The organism is Rhizobium sp. M1 (genome assembly GCF_002531805.1).
Classification (GTDB): Bacteria; Pseudomonadota; Alphaproteobacteria; order Rhizobiales; family Rhizobiaceae; genus Rhizobium; species Rhizobium etli_C.
Window position 1 is genome coordinate 154,181 of the sequence record NZ_NWSW01000018.1, and the last position, 17,007, is coordinate 171,187.

At 62.0% G+C, this 17,007-nt stretch carries 20 protein-coding genes, 1 pseudogene and 2 riboswitches; of the genes and pseudogenes, 10 read left to right on the top strand and 11 right to left on the bottom strand.

All coding sequences use genetic code 11. From position 1 onward, the window contains the following. Positions 1–56: 56 nt before the first annotated feature. Positions 57–449 (top strand): Fe-S cluster assembly scaffold SufA, encoded by a 393-nt coding sequence (sufA, locus tag CO655_RS19045; protein WP_003586280.1) that lies wholly within the window; start codon positions 57–59, stop codon positions 447–449. Positions 450–534: 85 nt separating this feature from the next. Here sufA and CO655_RS19050 read toward each other — a convergent pair whose 3' ends face one another. From CO655_RS19050 to gcvT, 6 genes are all read right to left on the bottom strand, one after another. Then, complete coding sequence (locus tag CO655_RS19050) at positions 535–1,158, bottom strand: hypothetical protein (RefSeq protein ID WP_097665928.1); 624 nt, start codon at positions 1,156–1,158, stop codon at positions 535–537. A 150-nt stretch (positions 1,159–1,308) separates the two neighbouring features. Further along, positions 1,309–1,614, bottom strand: a complete 306-nt coding sequence (locus CO655_RS19055) for a flagellar basal body rod C-terminal domain-containing protein (RefSeq protein WP_097665930.1) — start codon at positions 1,612–1,614, stop codon at positions 1,309–1,311. A 138-nt stretch (positions 1,615–1,752) separates the two neighbouring features. Continuing rightward, entirely contained in the window at positions 1,753–2,790 is a 1,038-nt protein-coding gene (locus CO655_RS19060) for a GH25 family lysozyme (RefSeq protein WP_097665932.1), read from the bottom strand. Between the two features lie 193 nt (positions 2,791–2,983). Then, the gene (gcvP, locus tag CO655_RS19065; protein WP_097665934.1) at positions 2,984–5,848 is read right to left on the bottom strand and encodes an aminomethyl-transferring glycine dehydrogenase; all 2,865 of its coding nucleotides are present in this window, start codon (positions 5,846–5,848) and stop codon (positions 2,984–2,986) included. Then, entirely contained in the window at positions 5,848–6,210 is a 363-nt protein-coding gene (gcvH, locus tag CO655_RS19070; protein WP_097665936.1) for a glycine cleavage system protein GcvH, read from the bottom strand. The genes gcvP and gcvH overlap by 1 nt, the downstream gene beginning before the upstream one ends. 26 nt (positions 6,211–6,236) lie before the next feature. Continuing rightward, a complete protein-coding gene (gcvT, locus tag CO655_RS19075; protein ID WP_097665938.1) occupies positions 6,237–7,373 on the bottom strand; it encodes a glycine cleavage system aminomethyltransferase GcvT in 1,137 nt (378 codons plus the stop codon). Positions 7,374–7,449: 76 nt separating this feature from the next. Next, positions 7,450–7,531, bottom strand: a riboswitch (glycine riboswitch). A gap of 3 nt (positions 7,532–7,534) precedes the next feature. Then, positions 7,535–7,623: riboswitch (glycine riboswitch) on the bottom strand. A gap of 158 nt (positions 7,624–7,781) precedes the next feature. On the opposite strand from gcvT, the gene CO655_RS19080 reads away from it, so the two are divergent. Together CO655_RS19080 and CO655_RS19085 are read left to right on the top strand one after the other, a co-directional pair. Next, positions 7,782–8,162: a hypothetical protein gene (locus CO655_RS19080; RefSeq protein ID WP_097665940.1), complete on the top strand. Its 381-nt coding sequence runs from the start codon at positions 7,782–7,784 to the stop codon at positions 8,160–8,162. A 73-nt stretch (positions 8,163–8,235) separates the two neighbouring features. After that, positions 8,236–9,231: a copper chaperone PCu(A)C gene (locus CO655_RS19085; protein WP_097665942.1), complete on the top strand. Its 996-nt coding sequence runs from the start codon at positions 8,236–8,238 to the stop codon at positions 9,229–9,231. A 74-nt stretch (positions 9,232–9,305) separates the two neighbouring features. Here the strand turns inward: CO655_RS19085 and CO655_RS19090 are convergent, their stop codons facing one another. Continuing rightward, complete coding sequence (locus CO655_RS19090) at positions 9,306–9,572, bottom strand: hypothetical protein (protein WP_097605115.1); 267 nt, start codon at positions 9,570–9,572, stop codon at positions 9,306–9,308. A gap of 120 nt (positions 9,573–9,692) precedes the next feature. Here CO655_RS19090 and crcB point away from each other — a divergent pair, with 120 nt between their 5' ends. From crcB to CO655_RS19125, 7 genes are all read left to right on the top strand, one after another. Continuing rightward, positions 9,693–10,070 (top strand): fluoride efflux transporter CrcB, encoded by a 378-nt coding sequence (crcB, locus tag CO655_RS19095; protein WP_012483949.1) that lies wholly within the window; start codon positions 9,693–9,695, stop codon positions 10,068–10,070. 94 nt (positions 10,071–10,164) lie between these two features. Beyond that, positions 10,165–11,157 (top strand): RluA family pseudouridine synthase, encoded by a 993-nt coding sequence (locus CO655_RS19100; protein WP_097665944.1) that lies wholly within the window; start codon positions 10,165–10,167, stop codon positions 11,155–11,157. Continuing rightward, complete coding sequence (locus tag CO655_RS19105; protein WP_097605112.1) at positions 11,154–11,807, top strand: HAD-IA family hydrolase; 654 nt, start codon at positions 11,154–11,156, stop codon at positions 11,805–11,807. Before CO655_RS19100 ends, CO655_RS19105 begins: the two co-directional genes overlap by 4 nt. A 9-nt stretch (positions 11,808–11,816) precedes the next feature. Further along, positions 11,817–12,602 carry an ATP12 family chaperone protein gene (locus tag CO655_RS19110; protein WP_097665946.1) on the top strand — a complete coding sequence of 262 codons (786 nt, stop codon included), beginning with the start codon at positions 11,817–11,819 and terminating at the stop codon, positions 12,600–12,602. Between the two features lie 67 nt (positions 12,603–12,669). Then, positions 12,670–13,128, top strand: coding sequence for a hypothetical protein (locus CO655_RS19115; protein WP_097665948.1), 459 nt, complete (start codon positions 12,670–12,672; stop codon positions 13,126–13,128). A gap of 148 nt (positions 13,129–13,276) precedes the next feature. Beyond that, positions 13,277–14,809 carry an acyl-CoA carboxylase subunit beta gene (locus CO655_RS19120; RefSeq protein WP_097605109.1) on the top strand — a complete coding sequence of 511 codons (1,533 nt, stop codon included), beginning with the start codon at positions 13,277–13,279 and terminating at the stop codon, positions 14,807–14,809. A gap of 139 nt (positions 14,810–14,948) precedes the next feature. Next, positions 14,949–15,341: a DoxX family protein gene (locus CO655_RS19125; RefSeq protein WP_097605108.1), complete on the top strand. Its 393-nt coding sequence runs from the start codon at positions 14,949–14,951 to the stop codon at positions 15,339–15,341. A 47-nt stretch (positions 15,342–15,388) separates the two neighbouring features. Here CO655_RS19125 and sugE read toward each other — a convergent pair whose 3' ends face one another. The 4 genes and pseudogenes from sugE to CO655_RS19145 all read right to left on the bottom strand — a co-directional run. Then, on the bottom strand, positions 15,389–15,703 hold the full coding sequence (gene sugE / locus CO655_RS19130; RefSeq protein WP_010026457.1) for a quaternary ammonium compound efflux SMR transporter SugE: 315 nt from the start codon (positions 15,701–15,703) through the stop codon (positions 15,389–15,391). Between the two features lie 158 nt (positions 15,704–15,861). Continuing rightward, complete coding sequence (locus CO655_RS19135; RefSeq protein ID WP_097605107.1) at positions 15,862–16,329, bottom strand: YaiI/YqxD family protein; 468 nt, start codon at positions 16,327–16,329, stop codon at positions 15,862–15,864. Next, positions 16,326–16,811, bottom strand: a complete 486-nt coding sequence (locus tag CO655_RS19140) for a GNAT family N-acetyltransferase (RefSeq protein ID WP_097665950.1) — start codon at positions 16,809–16,811, stop codon at positions 16,326–16,328. The genes CO655_RS19135 and CO655_RS19140 overlap by 4 nt, the downstream gene beginning before the upstream one ends. After that, positions 16,811–17,007: pseudogene (locus tag CO655_RS19145) on the bottom strand (S-(hydroxymethyl)glutathione dehydrogenase); the annotation flags it as partial. The gene CO655_RS19140 and the pseudogene CO655_RS19145, both read right to left, overlap by 1 nt.

Sequence of the window (17,007 nt, forward strand, 5' to 3'; positions counted from 1 at the left end):
CATTTGAATCACGAAGCACCGGATCTTGACCCCGGTTGTGGAAGGAGATGAAGCCGATGGGCTTTGCAGTGATGAGCATGACGGACGGGGCTGCGGCCCGCGTCAAGGCGATCGTCGAAAATTCCGGGCCGGAAGCCAAAGGCGTTCGCGTCGGCATCAAGAAGGGCGGCTGCGCCGGGATGGAGTATACCATCGACCTGGTGACCGAACCCAACGCCAAGGACGACCTGATCGAGCGCGACGGCGCCAGGGTCTGGGTCGAACCATCGGCCGTGCTCTATCTGCTCGGCACAGAGATGGGCTTCGAGCAGACGACGCTGCGCTCCGGCTTCACCTTCACCAATCCGAACCAGACATCGGCCTGCGGCTGCGGCGAATCCGTCGAGTTGAAACCCGCCGATCTCGCGGCCCTTGCCGCGCAGCGTCAAAGCGAGCCGGCGCATTCTTGACGCCGTTCGCATGGGCTTGCTGAAATTACCGCTAAGCGTTGCTGGTGAAGCCGGTTTGGCTCCGTCAAGATCACCGGGTCCTGTTTTATGGATGCGCAAGACGAGGCGCTGCACCACAGGCTGCGTCTTGCTCAGCGGTACCTGTCGCGAAAAACGATAGCGATTGGGATCGTGTTTCGATTTGCATGATAGAGACGACGCGGCAGCCGGAGGGATTTTTTTCGGCTAACCGAACACCAAAGTTGGTGGAAAATATGGGGTCCGGATTCCAGCGCTCGTAGCGCCCAGTGCCGTGGAGTTGATCTCGCTCCGCGAGAAATGCCGTCCTCAAGTGGTTTTCCTCGTCCGCCGAGATCGGCTTTGCTCCCTGAGCGAGTTCGAGTTCGCACGAACGTCTTGATTTGCCATGATCGGGTGGATACTCGGTTTCCACGACGATGAAACGGGCTCCGGGAACCTCCCAGCGCTGTTCAGCCATTTTGTACCCATGCAGAAGTGGAAAGGGGACCCCAGGAGCGGTCACCGGGGCCACCGTCCTGACGTCACGCCCAAGGTCGCGTAATCCTGTCGCATCGAAGTCTTTGCCTGTCTCCACGGCAGTTCGACAGCGTGTGAACAGGTCACGCCAAACACCGGAAAGGTCGTCGCTGGCGCCAGCACTGGTTATCAGGGCGAAATTCAGAAGAATTGATAAGGTAATGCGGCGCAAGCGGAATTCTTTCCTGAGATGATGTATGAGCGCCTACAGGGCAATTCTGCTAGCAGAGCGGCTGATTTCGCGACGGCCGAGGTGACGGCAGATCGACAAAGGTCCGATCCAAGTAGAATCATAACAGCGCGACGACTTTGGGAATCGCACTCAGTCGCGCTTAATGCTCATCAGCATTTCCCACATATCCGCGCCGGTCTCGAAGACCACGGCGTTCGCCTTATAGGCCTGTTCGGCTTCGATGAGATCGGTCAGTTCGGTGGCCGGATCGACATCCGACGCGGTCGGGTTGACGGTTGCCTGAACGCCGCCTGATGCGACAGTGGTGAGGCTGGTGTTCAGGCTGGCGTAACCTGATGTGCTGCTGTTGGCGACGTTGTTGGCAATCGCGTCGATCCGCGTCGTCTGTGCCCGCATGCCCGAAAGAGCAATGTTCGTGATTCCCGATATGCTCATCAGCCGTTTCCCCAGAACTGGATAATCGTCTTTTACCGACAAGGATTTAGAGAATGCTGAAGGCGTTGCGTTAGCAAAGATCTGTCGAACGCACGTGTTGCCGTTCCGCTTGTTCCGGATTGGCACAAGAACTCTTCACTATCGCGATGCCACCCAGTCGTGCCAATCGCTCTCGTTGCCGTTGAAGACGTTGAGGTCGATCTTGCCGTCGACGCCGTCGGAAAGACCCGAACCGGAATATTGCCAGAAGACCCATTTGCGGCCCGGATAGACTTTGGAGGGATGGGCAGCCACTGAGCGCAGCCAGAAGGGATAGTCGAGCATCTGGCCCCTCAAATTGTCGCGGTAGAAATCCGGCGCCGTGTAGATGATCGGGCGCTGGCCGTAATGGCGCTCCAGCTTGTCCATGAACACCTGCATCTTTTCCCGGACGCGGGCGGGGGAAATCCGCCGCTTGCAGCTCGATTCGCCGTTCCATTCGACGTCGATCACGGGCGGAAGCGCGTTTGCTTCTCTCGGCACGTTGCGGATGAACCAGTCGGCCTGTTCACCGGCCGTCCGGCACCAGTAAAAGAAGTGGTAGGCGCCGTGTTTCAGGCCGGCTTCCTTGGCACGGCGCCAGTTCTTCCTGAACATCGGATCGAGGTGATCGCCGCCGTCCGTCGCCTTGATATAGACGAAGTTCGCGCCTTGCCTGCGCAACGTCTCCCAGTCGATTTCACCTTGCCAGCGCGATACGTCGACGCCGTGCACGGCAAGCTTTCTCGGCGACGTCGAGCCGAAATTAATCGGCTTGGCGTCGCGGAAACGGTGGCCGTAGATCTGGCCGCGCGATGGCGATCTCGTGCGGAGATCGGGCTCGATTCTTGGGTTGGAAGGCATGAGCATCGCGACGGGCTTTTCTGTCGGCATCGGCATGCCGACCGGCCTTTCCGCGGGCACGAGCGCCTGCGGCTCCGGAACCGGCCCGGTCCAGCTCAACGCTTCCTGCGGCGCGCTTGCCTGTGCGGTGTCGCCCACGGCGGCGGCCGGTATCGGGCCGTCCGGCTTGGTGATGGCATTGGTTGTTTCCGCCGAAGGCACAGGAGTGAGCACATCTTCGGCGCCGGAACTGGCGGCGCATCCCGACAGGATCAGGGCGGCGAGGAAGATTGCAGATACAGCCGATGGACGCATGAGAACCTGTACGCAAAACAAGAGATCGACGGTGATCGGAACCGCCTTTATGAAAAGCTAACAGGGACTTGCTAAGAAAGGTTAAATTTGAACCCTGTGCCCAGAAACGGGCATCGCTGGGTTCGACCGCTTGCCAAACGTTGAGGCCGCAACCAGCCCCTCCCGACGACGGGAGGGGCTTGCCGAATTGCTGTTACTCCGCTGCTTCCGCGTAGCTTTCCACCGGCGGGCAGGTGCAGATCAGGTTGCGGTCGCCATAGACGTTGTCGACGCGGTTGACCGGCGACCAGTATTTGTCGACGCGGAAGGCGCCGGGCGGGAAGCAGGCCTGTTCCCGGCTGTAGGGGCGGTCCCATTCGCCGACGAGGTCTTCCACCGTGTGCGGGGCGTTTTTCAGCGGGTTGTTGACCTTGTCCATGCGGCCGTCCTCGATGGCGCGGGCTTCCTCACGGATCGCCAGCATCGCCTCGCAGAAACGGTCGAGTTCGGCCTTGGTCTCGCTTTCCGTCGGCTCGATCATCAGCGTACCGGCCACCGGCCAGCTCATGGTGGGAGCATGGAAGCCGCAGTCGATCAGCCGCTTGGCGACATCGTCGACGGTGACGCCGGCACTGTCGACCAGCGGCCGCGTGTCGATGATGCATTCATGCGCCACGCGGCCGGTCTTCGACTTGTAGAGCACGTCATAGGCGCCCTTCAGCCGGGCGGCGATGTAGTTGGCGTTGAGGATCGCCACCTTGGTCGCCTGCGTCAGGCCTTCGCCGCCCATCATCAGGCAGTAGCTCCAGGAGATCGGCAGGATCGAGGCGGAGCCGAAGGCTGCCGCAGACACCGCGCCGGGACGGCCGTCGGTCTCGGGATGGCCGGGCAGGTGGGGCGCCAGATGCGCCTTGACGCCGATCGGGCCCATGCCGGGACCGCCGCCGCCATGCGGAATGCAGAAGGTCTTGTGCAGGTTGAGATGCGACACGTCGGAGCCAATGTCGCCGGGGCGGGATAGGCCGACCATGGCGTTCATGTTGGCGCCGTCGAGATAGACCTGGCCGCCATTGGCATGCACCAGATCGCAGATCTCCTTGACGGTCTCCTCGAAGACGCCGTGCGTCGAGGGGTAGGTGATCATGCAGCAGGAGAGGTTTGCCGCATGCTCCTCCGTCTTGGCGCGGAAATCGGTGAGATCGATGTCGCCGTTCTCGCGCACCTTGACGACCACCACCTTCATGCCGACCATCTGGGCCGAGGCCGGGTTGGTGCCGTGCGCCGAGGTCGGGATCAGGCAGACGTCGCGATGGCCCTCGCCATTGGCGATATGAAAGTTGCGGATCGTCAGCAGGCCGGCATATTCGCCTTGCGCACCGGAATTCGGCTGCATCGAGAAGGCGTCGTAGCCGGTGACGGCGCAGAGCTTTTCGATCAGGTCGTCGAGCATCTCGCGGTAGCCGAGCGCCTGGTCTGGTGGCACGAAGGGATGGATGTCGGAAAATTCCGGCCAGGTGATCGGCAGCATTTCCGCGGTCGCATTGAGCTTCATCGTGCAGGAGCCGAGCGGGATCATCGAGCGGTCGAGCGCCAGATCCCGGTCGGAGAGCCGGCGGATGTAACGCGTCATCTCGCTTTCGGCGCGGTTCATGTGGAAGATCGGATGGCTGAGGTAGTCGCTGGTCCGAAGCAGTCCCTTCGGCAGCCGGTAGGACGGCTCGAAATCGGCGATGGTGAAATTGCCGCCGAAGGCGCGCCAGACGGCTTCGAGGGTCGCCGGCCGGCTGCGCTCGTCGAGGCTCATGCCGATCTTCGTCTCGCCGACCTTGCGCAGATTGACGCCTTCGGCGACGGCGGCGCGCAGGATGAGCCCCTGCATATGGCCGACATCGACGGTGATCGTGTCGAAGAAGCTTTCGGGTTCAACCTTATAGCCGAGCTTTTCCAGGCCCTTGGCCATCAGCACGGCCTTCTGATGCACCTGCTGGGCGATCGCCTTGATGCCATCAGGCCCATGAAAGACCGCATACATCGAGGCCATGACGGCGAGCAGCACCTGAGCAGTGCAGATGTTCGAGGTTGCCTTCTCGCGGCGGATATGCTGCTCGCGGGTCTGCAGCGACAGGCGATAGGCGCGGTTGCCGCGGGCATCGACGGAAACGCCGACAAGGCGGCCGGGCATCGAGCGCTTGACGGCATCCTTGACCGCCATATAGGCCGCATGCGGGCCGCCGTAGCCGACCGGGACGCCAAAGCGCTGCGAGGAGCCGACGGCGATATCGGCGCCCATTTCGCCGGGCGATTTCAGCAGCGTCAGCGCCAGGATATCGGCGGCGACGACGGCGATGGCGCCGGTCTGGTGCAGGCGGGCGATCAGCCCGGTGAAATCATGCACGTGACCATGGGTGCCGGGATATTGGAAGATCGCGCCGAAGACGTCGACGGGATCGAGATCGGTGAAGGGATTGCCGACGATGACGCTCCAGCCGAGCGGTTCGGCGCGGGTGCGGATGAGGGCGATGGTCTGCGGATGGCAATCGGCATCGACGAAGAAAGCCTTCGCCTTCGACTTGGAGACGCGCTCGGCCATTGCCATGCCTTCGGCAGCGGCGGTCGCCTCGTCGAGCAGTGAGGCGTTGGCGACATCGAGGCCGGTCAGGTCCGAGATCATCGTCTGGTAATTCAGCAGCGCTTCCAAACGGCCCTGGCTGATTTCAGGCTGATAGGGCGTGTAAGCCGTGTACCAGGCTGGGTTCTCCAGGATATTGCGCTGGATGACCGGCGGCGTGATCGTGCCGTAGTAGCCCTGGCCGATCAGCGAGACCAGCACCTTGTTCTTGTTGGCGGTCTCGCGCAGCTTGTCGAGCGCCTCGCGCTCGGTCATCGGCGCGCCCCAGACGAGCGGCGCCTTCTGGCGGATGGCGGGCGGCAGCGTCGCATCGATCAAGCCGTCGAGGCTGTTATAACCGATCACCTTCAGCATGTCGGTCATTTCGGCCGGCGACGGGCCGATATGGCGGCGATTGGCGAAATCGTAGGGCTGATAGTCAGTGAACTGGAATTCGGTCGGCGTCGTCATTACGCGATGAGCTCCTTATAGGCGGCCTCGTCGAGCAGGCCATCGGCATCGGCACGATTCTTGAGCTTCAGCTTGAAGAACCAGCCAGCACCCTGCGGATCGGAGTTGATGAGCGAGGGATCGGCGACGATCGCCTCGTTGACAGCGGTGATCTCGCCGTCGAGCGGACAATAGACTTCGGAAGCTGCCTTGACGGATTCGACGGTTGCCGCATCGTCGTTCTTCGCAAAGCTCTTGCCGACTTCGGGCAGCTCGACGAAGACGAGATCGCCCAGCTGTTCGACGGCATAGGTGGTGATGCCGACGGTTGCGACATCGCCGTCGAGTTCAAGCCATTCATGTTCAGCGGTAAATTTCAGCATGGAAAAATCCTTTCGGAAACAGGGTTTCAGCGTTTGTAGGTCGGCGTAACGAAGGGCAGGGCAGAGACGGTGACGGGCAGGAACTTGCCGCGTACCTCGGCATAAACCTGCGTGCCGGCCGCGGCATAAGAGACCGGCACGTAGCCCATGGCGACGGGGCCTTCGACGCTGGGGCCGAAGCCGCCGGAGGTGACTTCACCGATTTCGGTCTGGCCCTCGGCATCGGCATAGAGCCTGGCATGGCCGCGCACCGGCGCCTTGCCTTCCGGCTTCAGGCCGACACGGCGGCGGGCGGCGCCGTTTTCGAGTTCGGAGAGAATGCGGCCGGAGCCGGGAAAACCGCCGGCACGCGCGCCGCCGGCGCGCCGCGCCTTCTGCATCGCCCATTCCAGCGCCGCCTCGACCGGCGAGGTGGTCGTGTCGATATCGTTGCCATAAAGGCAGAGACCGGCTTCCAGGCGCAGCGAATCACGGGCGCCGAGACCGATCGCCTGGACGTCGGGATGTTCGAGCAACCGCATGGTGACATCCACGGCCTTGTCGGCGGGAACCGAGATTTCGAAGCCGTCCTCGCCGCTGTAGCCCGAGCGCGAGACGAGGCAGGAAACGTCGTGCAGGCGGCAGTGGCGCACATCCATGAACTTCATCGCCGCGACATCGGCCCAGAGTTCGGCGAGAACCTCGACCGCACGCGGTCCCTGCAGCGCGATCAAAGCGCGGTTCAGAAGCGTGATGTCGCACTGGTCGCCGATATGGGCCTGCAGATGGGCGAGATCGGCCTCCTTGCACGAGGCGTTGACAACGACGAAAAGATGGTCGTCGACATGAGTGATCATCAGATCGTCGAGGAGGCAGCCGCTGTCGTCGGTGAAGAAGCCATAGCGCTGGCGGCCTTCGGCAAGGCCTAAGATATCGACCGGCACGAGGCTTTCGAGCGCCAGAGCCGCATCCTCGTAGCTGCCCGACTTAGCCTTCACGATGACCTGTCCCATGTGGGAGACATCGAAGAGGCCGGCCTCGGTGCGGGTATGAAGGTGCTCCTTCATCACGCCTGCCGGATATTGAACCGGCATGTCGTAACCCGCGAACGGCACCATGCGGGCGCCGAGCGAAAGATGCAGGGCATGCAGCGGGGTTTTCTTCAGGGCAGCAGTATCGTCCAAACGACGCCTCCGGGGTTTGCGCCTTGTTGCGAAGGCGCGGGCTCAAATCTGAAGGCGCGGCTGCGCACTTCTCTCCTGAGCCCCCTCTGTCCTTGACGCCTGAGATTGTTATCCCTTCGGCGAGCGTTTCGAGAACGCTTCTCTCCAGAGTTCCGTCTGCCCCTTGCTGGTCCTTTGGCCTGAGAGTTTCCGGGGCGGTTGCTCCTTCGGCACCGGTGGCGAAAGCACCGGATTCTCCCAACAGGGTTGGCCGCAATTATCCGGCGGGCGCAGCGCTTGGCAAGGCCAAATGTCGTGGCCGGACAAATTTTTGTCGCCATAGTCAGGTCCGGCCGCCAGCTGCGGCAAATCTGCTTTTGCAATCTGAGGGGAAACCGGCTATCGCGACATGCTGTTGAAGGGGATCTCATGCGGCGGAACGGACTGAAAGCAACGCTCTTTCTGCGCATGCTTTGCGCCTTGAGCTTGCTTTTGCTCGGATTTGCCCACCAGGCGCCGCAGGCTGTCGCTTCCGACGGCTATGACGCTGCCGACTATATGCTGCCCGACGGCAGCTTTGCCTCGCTTTGCGTCACCGTGATAGACACCGGCGGCAAGACTGTCGCCTTCAAGCCGAATTGCGAGGCCTGCCGGCTATCGGCCTCGGTGATCCTGCCGACGCCGGATGCGGGGTCCTGGCTTGAGCGCAAGCTCGCCTCGCTCGGCAATGCGCCGATCGAGATCGCCGCCTTTGCCGGCGCCAGCGCCGTCAGCCGGGCGAATTCGCGCGCGCCTCCGTCCCTCATCTGATCTGCCTCCGCAACCTATGACGCAGCATGCCGGTCCGCCCAAGAGAAGTCCGCGGCCGGCGAGGAGATATCCGATGAAGACTATCAAGACTTTTGCGCTTGCCGCGCTTCTTTCCGCAACCGCCTTTGCCGCCGAGGCACATATGACCTTCCTCAACAAGGAGGCGACGCAGGAAACCACCATTCTCGCCACGCTGCAGCTGCCGCATGGTTGCGACGGCAAGGCGACCACCGAAGTGCGGGTCAAACTCCCGGAGGGCTTCGTCTTCGCCAAGCCACAGCCGAAAGCCGGCTGGGAGCTCGAAGTGATCAAGGGCGACTACCAGAAGACCTACGACAACCACGGCGACAAGGTGAAGACGGGCGCGGTCGAGATCCGCTGGAAGAACGGCAATCTTTCCGACGATTTCTACGACACCTTCGTCATCCAGGGGAAGGTATCCGGCATTGCGGCGGGTACGTCGCTGGCCTTTCCGGTGATCCAGATGTGCGGCGACGCGGTTGCGGCCTGGGATCAGGTGGCAAAGGACGGCAGCGACCCGCATGGGATGAAAAATCCGGCGCCGCTCTTGAAGATCGTCGCCGGGGATAGCCATGGTCACGATCACGACATGGCCGGCATGGACATGGGTAAAACCGGCATGGACATGTCGGGAATGGGCGCTGCGGTGCCGGCCGGCGAAACGGTCAAGGCGGGGGATCTTGAAATCTCAGGCGGTTTCGCCAAGGCGATGCTGCCCGGCCAGCCGGTCGGCGGCGGCTTCTTCACGGTGAGGAATAGCGGCCAGGCGGACGATCGCCTGGTGTCGGTAAGCTCGCCCGCGGCCGGTGAGGTTCAGATCCATGCGATGGAAACGAAGGACAATGTCATGCGGATGCGGCAGCTGAAGGATGGCATCGCCATTGCTGCGGGCGAAACCGTCAAGCTCGAGCCCGGCAACCTGCATCTGATGTTCCAGAAGGTGAAAACGCCGTTCAAGCAGGGCGATACCGTGCCCGTGACGCTGACCTTTGAGAAGGCCGGCAAGGTCGACCTGGTGCTGCAGGTGCTGTCGGCCCAGGGCAAGTGAGCGCAGTCCAGGAGCCCGCGGCCATGGCTGCGGGCTCCTAACCCAGGTGTGGCTTCGTTCGGAAAGCGGTTGCCTCAGACGTCTTCGTAGGATTGCAGCGCCTGCCTGAGGCCGGTCTGCGGCTGGCGGTTGCCTTTGGCCATCAGGTCGAGCGCCACTTCCGTCGATTGAATGATGCTGGAGGGCTCCTCGGCCTGGTCGGGGCTTTCGGCCTTCAATTGCCGGTCGGCAATGCGCTTTGCATCACGCGCTGCCGTGCTCGTTGCTACACGCTGCGGTATCCTCAGTGATTCGAAGGCAATGGCGGCGGTGTTGGCCGATATGGACAGGAGCTGCGTCATGCCGTCACGGTAGCGGCATGGTCTTGGCGCTATCGTAAGAAAATCATTGGCATTTTACCGAGTGGCAGGAATTCCCCCGATTCCATTGGAACAGCTGCCGAATTGCGGTAAATCCGGTCTATGATTCAGGCTTTCCTTGTCGCCCTCGGCGGCGCGATCGGTTCCGTTCTCAGATATTACGTCGGCCAATGGGCGCTGAGGCTCATGGGGCCCGCCTTTCCCTGGGGTACGCTCGCCGTCAATGTGGTCGGCTGCTTCGTCATCGGCGTCTTCGCCGAACTGATCGCACGCAGGTTCAACGCCTCAATGGAGCTGCGCCTCTTGCTGATTACCGGCTTCCTCGGCGGCTTCACCACCTTCTCGGCCTTCTCGCTGGATGCGATCTCCCTGTTCGAGCGCGGCGAGGCCGTCGCCGGCGGGATCTACATCGCTGCAAGCGTCGGGCTTTCGATGGCGGCCGTCATATCAGGGCTCGCCGTCATGCGCGCTTTGGCCTGATTTCGATTCCGGTTTCCGTTTTGTGTGAAAATGCTCTAAAGGCTCCGGCAAGAACGCCGGCTCGGCCCGTGCGGCAATTTCCGAAAGATCGACTATGGCTGGCATAGAACATATCAAGGTTGAACCCGACGAAGCCGGCATGCGGCTCGATCGCTGGTTCAAGGTGCATTTTCCCGGGCTCGGCTTCGGTCCGCTGCAGAAGCTGCTGCGCTCCGGCCAGGTGCGCGTCGACGGCGGCCGTGTCAAATCGGACGCGCGCGTGCAGCCCGGCCAGACGGTGCGCGTGCCGCCGCTCGATGTCGATGCGAAGCTGAAATCCGGTCCGATCGCCGGCAAGGATCTCAAGCATGCCAGCGATTTCGAACTCCTGTCGCGCATGGTGCTGCACGAGGACGAAAAGGTGATCGTGCTCAACAAGCCGCCCGGGCTTGCGGTGCAGGGCGGCTCCGGTGTCGCCCGGCATATCGACCAGATGCTCGAAGCCTGGATCAGTCCCAAGGGCGAGAAGCCGCGGCTCGTCCACCGCCTCGACCGCGACACGTCAGGCGTTCTCGTCATCGCCCGCACACGCGGCGCCGCACAGAAGCTGACGGCCGCCTTCCGCGAGCGCGATACCAAGAAGACCTACTGGGCACTGGTCAAGGGCGTGCCGCGCAAGCACGAGGACAAGATCTCGACCTGGCTCGTCAAGGAGCCAACCGCCGATGGCGATCGCATGCGCATCGCCAAACACGGCGAGGACGGCGCCGATCATGCGATTTCCTTCTACCGCGTGCTGGAGACGGCGGCGCAGAACCTCGCATGGCTGGAGATGGAGCCTTATACCGGTCGTACCCACCAGTTGCGCGTCCATGCCCTGCACATCGGCCATCCGATCATCGGCGATCCGAAATATTTCGACGACGATCCGAATTGGGATTTTCCGGGCGGTATCCAGAAGCGTCTGCATCTACACGCGCGCCATATCGATATTCCGCACCCTTCCGGCGGTCGCCTGCGCGTCAGCGCGCCGTTGCCGCCGCATATGGTGCAGACCTGGAACCTCCTCGGCCTCGATCTTGCCGGTGCTGAAAGGGATAGTGAATGAAAATTGCGCTTTTCGATTGCGACGGCACGCTGGTCGACAGCGCTGGGCTGATCCACGAAACGATGCGCCGCACCTTCGAGAAGTTCGGCAAGCCGGAACCGCGGTTTGAGGACACCAAGGCCATTATAGGCCTGTCGCTGGATATCGCGATCGCCCGCATGCAGGGCAGGCCGCATGTCGAGCAGCAGGACATCGACATGACGGCGCATTACAAATCGCTGTTTACGGTCGTGCGCCAGGATCTCGACTACAGGGAGCCGCTGTTTGCCGGCATCCGCGAGATGATCGACGCGATCAGCGGCCGCGAGGATCTGCTGATCGGGGCGGTGACCGGCAAATCCCGTCGCGGGCTGAAGCTCGTGATGGAGACGCACGGCTTCGACCAGCATTTTGTCGTTGCGCGCACCGCCGACGATTGCCCCTCCAAACCGCATCCGGCCATGGTGACGGAATGCTGTGACGAAACCGGCATGAACGCGCGCGATGCCATTGTCATTGGCGATGCGGTTTACGATATGCAGATGGCAAAGGCCGCCGGCGCCAAGGCGATCGGCGTTGCCTGGGGCTATGCTAGCGTGGATGAGCTGATCGCCAATGGCGCCGATGCGATCGCCTATCATCCGAACGAGATATTGCGCCATTTTTCCTGAGGTGAGCCCATGCGCGATCTGCTGAACGATCTTTCCGAAGGCCTGAGCCATCCCGATCCCATCCGCCGGGCGCAAATTCAGATGAAGAAACCGCTGCCGAAGCGCTTCTATGCCGAGGTCGCGGTTGCCGAGCATGAGGGCGGTTTTGCGATCACGCTCGACGGCAAGATGGTGCGCACGCCGGCGCGGCAGGTTCTCGCCGTGCGGACCGAAGCGCTCGCGCAGCTTGTCGCCGCCGAATGGCAGGCCCAAGGCCAGGAGATCGATCCCGTGACCATGCCGGTGACGCGGCTCGTCAACACCGCGCTCGACGGCGTGGCCACCAATGCGCAGGCGATCTTCGAAGACATCCTGCGCTTTTCCTCGAGCGACCTCCTCTGCTACCGCGCCGAGGGACCCGAACTGCTGGTCGAGCGCCAGAGGGAGCGCTGGGATCCGGTAATCGACTGGGCGGCCAATGATCTGGGCGCCCGCTTCATCCTCATTGAGGGGGTGATGCACCACGAGCAGCCGCGCGAGGCGACCGCAGCCTTTGCCATCACGCTGGCGCGGCATCAGAGCCCGATGGCGCTCGCCGCTCTCCACACCATCACGACGCTGACCGGTTCGGCGATCCTGGCACTCGCCTTTGCCGAGGGCCGGCTGACGGTGGAGGAGGTGTGGTCGCTTGCCCATCTCGACGAGGACTGGACGATCGAGCATTGGGGCAGCGACGAGGAAGCCGAGGAGCGCCGCGCCAAGCGCTTTGTCGAGTTCAAGGCGGCGGCGGATGTTTTTTTCGCCCTAAGCGCCTGAAACATATTGCCTTCCCGGGCATTATGACGAAACTGCGACTCCAACGGGGTGGGTGCGGGATTTTGTCATGAATTGGCTGAGGTCGAGTTTTTGCCGGGCCGTACTCGTCTGTATTGCGCTCACGGACTGCGCCAGCCTTTTAGGTCCGAAGCCTGCGCCGCAGCTCTACGATGTGCGCAGCGCCGTCGTTCTCTCCGGACCGAACATGCCGGCCGAACTGCTCTCCGGCATCAACGACCGCGTCAATGCCGCGATCAATGCCACTGCGCGTGATACCGTGCTGCCGCGGGTTGTGCTGACGATCCGCGTGATATCCATCCAGAAAGGCCTCGGCTTCCAGAAGGACCGCAACGTCGCCAAGATCAGCGTCGACGCGGCTTCGGTGGAGGATGGGTCGGTGATCGCCGTCAGCGCCTTCGACGTGACCAGCATGGCCGCCGATCCCAAGCTTGCCGACGAAATCATCGCCGAGGATGTGGCAGCCAGGATACGCTCGGTTTTCTCGCTCAGCGGACGCAGCCGCTAGAACAGGATGATCTTAGGCCCGATCGGCCTAAAATCTGAATCCTGTTCTAAATTAAAGAGTTAGAGCATGATGTCGTGCGAAAACCGCTCACACTTTTCGGCATCATGCTCTAGCGCATATCGAACACGCAGGCGGTGAGGGAGATCGCATGAAGGAAATTCTCGAAGAACTGGAACGCCGGCGCGGCATCGCCCGCCTTGGCGGCGGCAAGGCGCGTATCGAGGCTCAGCATAAGCGTGGCAAGCTGACCGCGCGCGAGCGCATCGATCTCTTCCTCGACGAGGGATCCTTCGAGGAGTTCGACATGTTCGTCGAACATCGCTCCACCGATTTCGGCATGGACAAAAGCCGTATTGCCGGCGACGGCGTCGTCACCGGCTGGGGTACGGTCAATGGCCGAACGGTCTTCGTCTTCGCCAAAGACTTCACCGTCTTCGGCGGCTCGCTTTCGGAAGCGCATGCCGAGAAGATCATGAAGGTGCAGGACATGGCGCTGAAAAACCGCGCGCCGATTGTCGGCATCTATGATGCCGGCGGTGCCCGTATCCAGGAAGGCGTGGCCGCACTTGGCGGTTATGCCGAAGTGTTCCAGCGCAACGTGCTCGCTTCGGGCGTTATCCCGCAGATCTCCGTCATCATGGGTCCCTGCGCCGGCGGCGACGTCTATTCGCCTGCCATGACCGATTTCATCTTCATGGTGCGCGATACCTCCTACATGTTCGTCACCGGCCCCGATGTGGTGAAAACCGTCACCAACGAGACGGTAACCGCTGAGGAACTCGGTGGCGCGGTGGTGCATACCACCCGCTCTTCGATTGCCGACGGCGCCTATGAGAATGATGTCGAAACGCTGCTGCAGGTGCGCCGGCTGATCGATTTCCTGCCGCTTTCGAACACCGCGCCGCTGCCCGAGATCGAATGTTACCAGTCGGTGACGGAGACCGACGCCTCGCTCGACACCCTGGTGCCGGCGAGCGCCAACAAGCCTTATGACATCAAGGAACTGATCCGGAAGGTGGCGGACGAGGGGGATTTCTTCGAGATCCAGGCGAGCTTTGCCGGAAACATCGTCTGCGGCTTCGGCCGCATCGAAGGTTCCACCGTCGGCTTCGTCGCCAACCAGCCGATGGTGCTGGCCGGCGTGCTCGACAGCGACGCCTCGCGTAAGGCCGCCCGCTTCGTGCGCTTCTGCGACTGCTTCAACATTCCGATCGTCACCTTCGTCGACGTGCCGGGCTTCCTGCCGGGCACCGCGCAGGAATATGGCGGGCTCATCAAACATGGCGCCAAGCTGCTCTTTGCCTATGCCGAGGCGACGGTGCCGAAGCTCACCGTCATCACCCGCAAGGCTTTCGGCGGCGCCTATGATGTGATGGCGTCGAAGCATCTGCGTGGCGACTTGAACTATGCCTGGCCGACGGCGCAGATCGCCGTGATGGGCGCCAAGGGCGCGGTCGAGATCATCTTCCGCAAGGATATCGCCGATCCGGAAAAGATCGCCGCCCATACGAAAATGTACGAGGACCGGTTCCTGTCCCCCTTCGTCGCCGCCGAGCGCGGTTATGTCGACGAGGTGATCATGCCGCATTCGACCCGGAGGCGGCTGGCGCGAGGCCTGAAGATGCTGCGCAACAAGGATCTCGCCAATCCGTGGAAGAAACACGACAACATTCCGCTCTGACATTCGAAAATGAATAAAGCCGCCGGCTCAGGTGTTTGCCTGCTGTCGAAAAAGTGAACGGATGTCAGCGATCCGTGTGTTCAATCCCTGTCGGGGACGGGCTAACGCTCGGCTGCAATATTTTAAATGGAGAGGTTTTATGTCAAGTTTCGAGCGTCTTTCTGCCTATCAGCCCTATGGGCTGGCCGCTCTCAGAATCATCACCGCGCTGCTGTTCATCGAACATGGCACGATGAAGCTTTTCAGTTTCCCGATTCCGGCGATGGAGGGCTCGCTGCCGCCGCTGATGCTTTTTGCGGCTCTCCTGGAATTGGTCGGCGGCATCCTCATTCTCGTCGGCCTGCTGACGCGTCCCGTCGCCTTCGTGCTGGCCGGCCAAATGGCGGTCGCCTATTTCATGGCGCATGCGCCGCGTAGCTTCTTCCCCGTTGTCAATGAGGGCGACGCCGCGATCCTGTTCTGCTTCGTCTTCCTCTACCTGTTCTTCTCCGGCCCCGGTGCGTTTGCCGTCGACAGCCGCAAGACAGCCTGATGATATAGGCTGCGGGGCGTTGCAATGCCCCGCAGCGTTTTCTTTATTTAGGCAGTGAGCTTGAGACCGGCGATGCCGCCGACGATCAGCGTGATACAGGCAAGACGGGAGACACTTGCCTCATCGCCGAGCAGCCAGATGCCGAGCAGCACGGTGCCGACCGTGCCGATGCCGGTCCAGACCGCATAGGCGGTGCCGATCGGCAGATGCTTCACCGCCAGGCCGAGCAGCACGATGCTGACCACCATGGATATGACAGTCAACGCTGTCGGCAACGGCCGCGTGAAACCATCCGTATATTTAAGGCCGATCGCCCAACCACATTCGAAAAGACCGGCAAGAAAAAGCAGAAACCAGGCCATGCGACTCTCCTTGTTCAAGAGCGAGGCCGTCCCCGCGACGTTGCATCCGTCAGGATGCCGCAGTCGTCTGCGATAGCGTCTATATGCGTGAGGGGACGGCTGCGTTCAAGGTGGGGAATCCGCATGGCCGCCATGCCACCCGTTTCATGCGGGCGTGATCAGGGCTGCCGGCCAGCCCTCGAGGAGAGGCTCTTGGCGCGGCGGCAGAGGCGATCGAAGGTTTCGAGGAAGCGTGAGCGGTCTTTCGGGCTGAAGGCGGCGTTGTAGCCCTTGCTCTCGCCGGTTTCGCGCAGATGCGCGCCGAGATCGCGCATGGCGCTTGCCATGCCGATATTGGTCTCGTCGAAGACACGGCCCGTCGGGCCGCTGACGAAAGCGCCGGTGGCGACACAGCGCACGGCGAGCGGTACGTCGGCAGTGACGACGACGTCGCCCGGACCGGCATGCTCGGCGATCCAGTTGTCGGCGGCATCGAAGGCGTTGGAAACAATGACGTTGTGAACCATCGGATCGCGCGATGGGCGCAGGCCGGAATTGGCGACGAAGGTAACTTCGAGGCCGTGGCGTTCGGCAACTTTCAGGACTTCCGGCTTCACCGGGCAGGCATCGGCATCGACATAGATCATGACAATATCCTTGCCGGCTGGATGGCAAGCTGGCGGACCATATCGATATGGGGAATGCCGTCTTCCAGATATTCCTCCGATGCCACGACGAAACCGAAAGCTTCGTAGAATCGGCGCAGGTGGGCCTGCGCCGACAAGCCGATGGGGTTTGCCGGATAAAGCCGTTCGCAAGCAGAGATCGCTTCGCTCATCAATGCATCGCCCAGCCGCTTGCCGCGATGGGCGGGCGAGACGACGACGCGACCGATCTTTGACGGATCCTGCGGCCCGTGCGGTTTCAGGATCCGCGCCGAAGCCAGGAGTTCGCCGCTCTCCATCAGCCGTAGATGCAGGGCATCGATATCTTTGCCGTCGAGTTCCGGATAGGCACAGTTCTGTTCGACGACGAAGACATCGACACGCATTTTCAAGAGGTCGTAGAGCTCCCGCGCGAGGAGCTCATTGACGCTCTTGAGGTCGGCTGTGTAAGTCGTCGAAGCCATCAGTAGACCACCACACCGCGGATGCTTTCACCCTTGTGCATCATCTCGAAGCCCTTGTTGATGTCTTCGAGCGGCATCGTGTGGGTGATCATCGGGTCGATCTGGATCTTGCCCTGCATGTACCAGTCGACGATCTTCGGCACATCGGTGCGGCCGCGGGCGCCGCCGAAGGCGGTGCCCATCCAGTTGCGGCCGG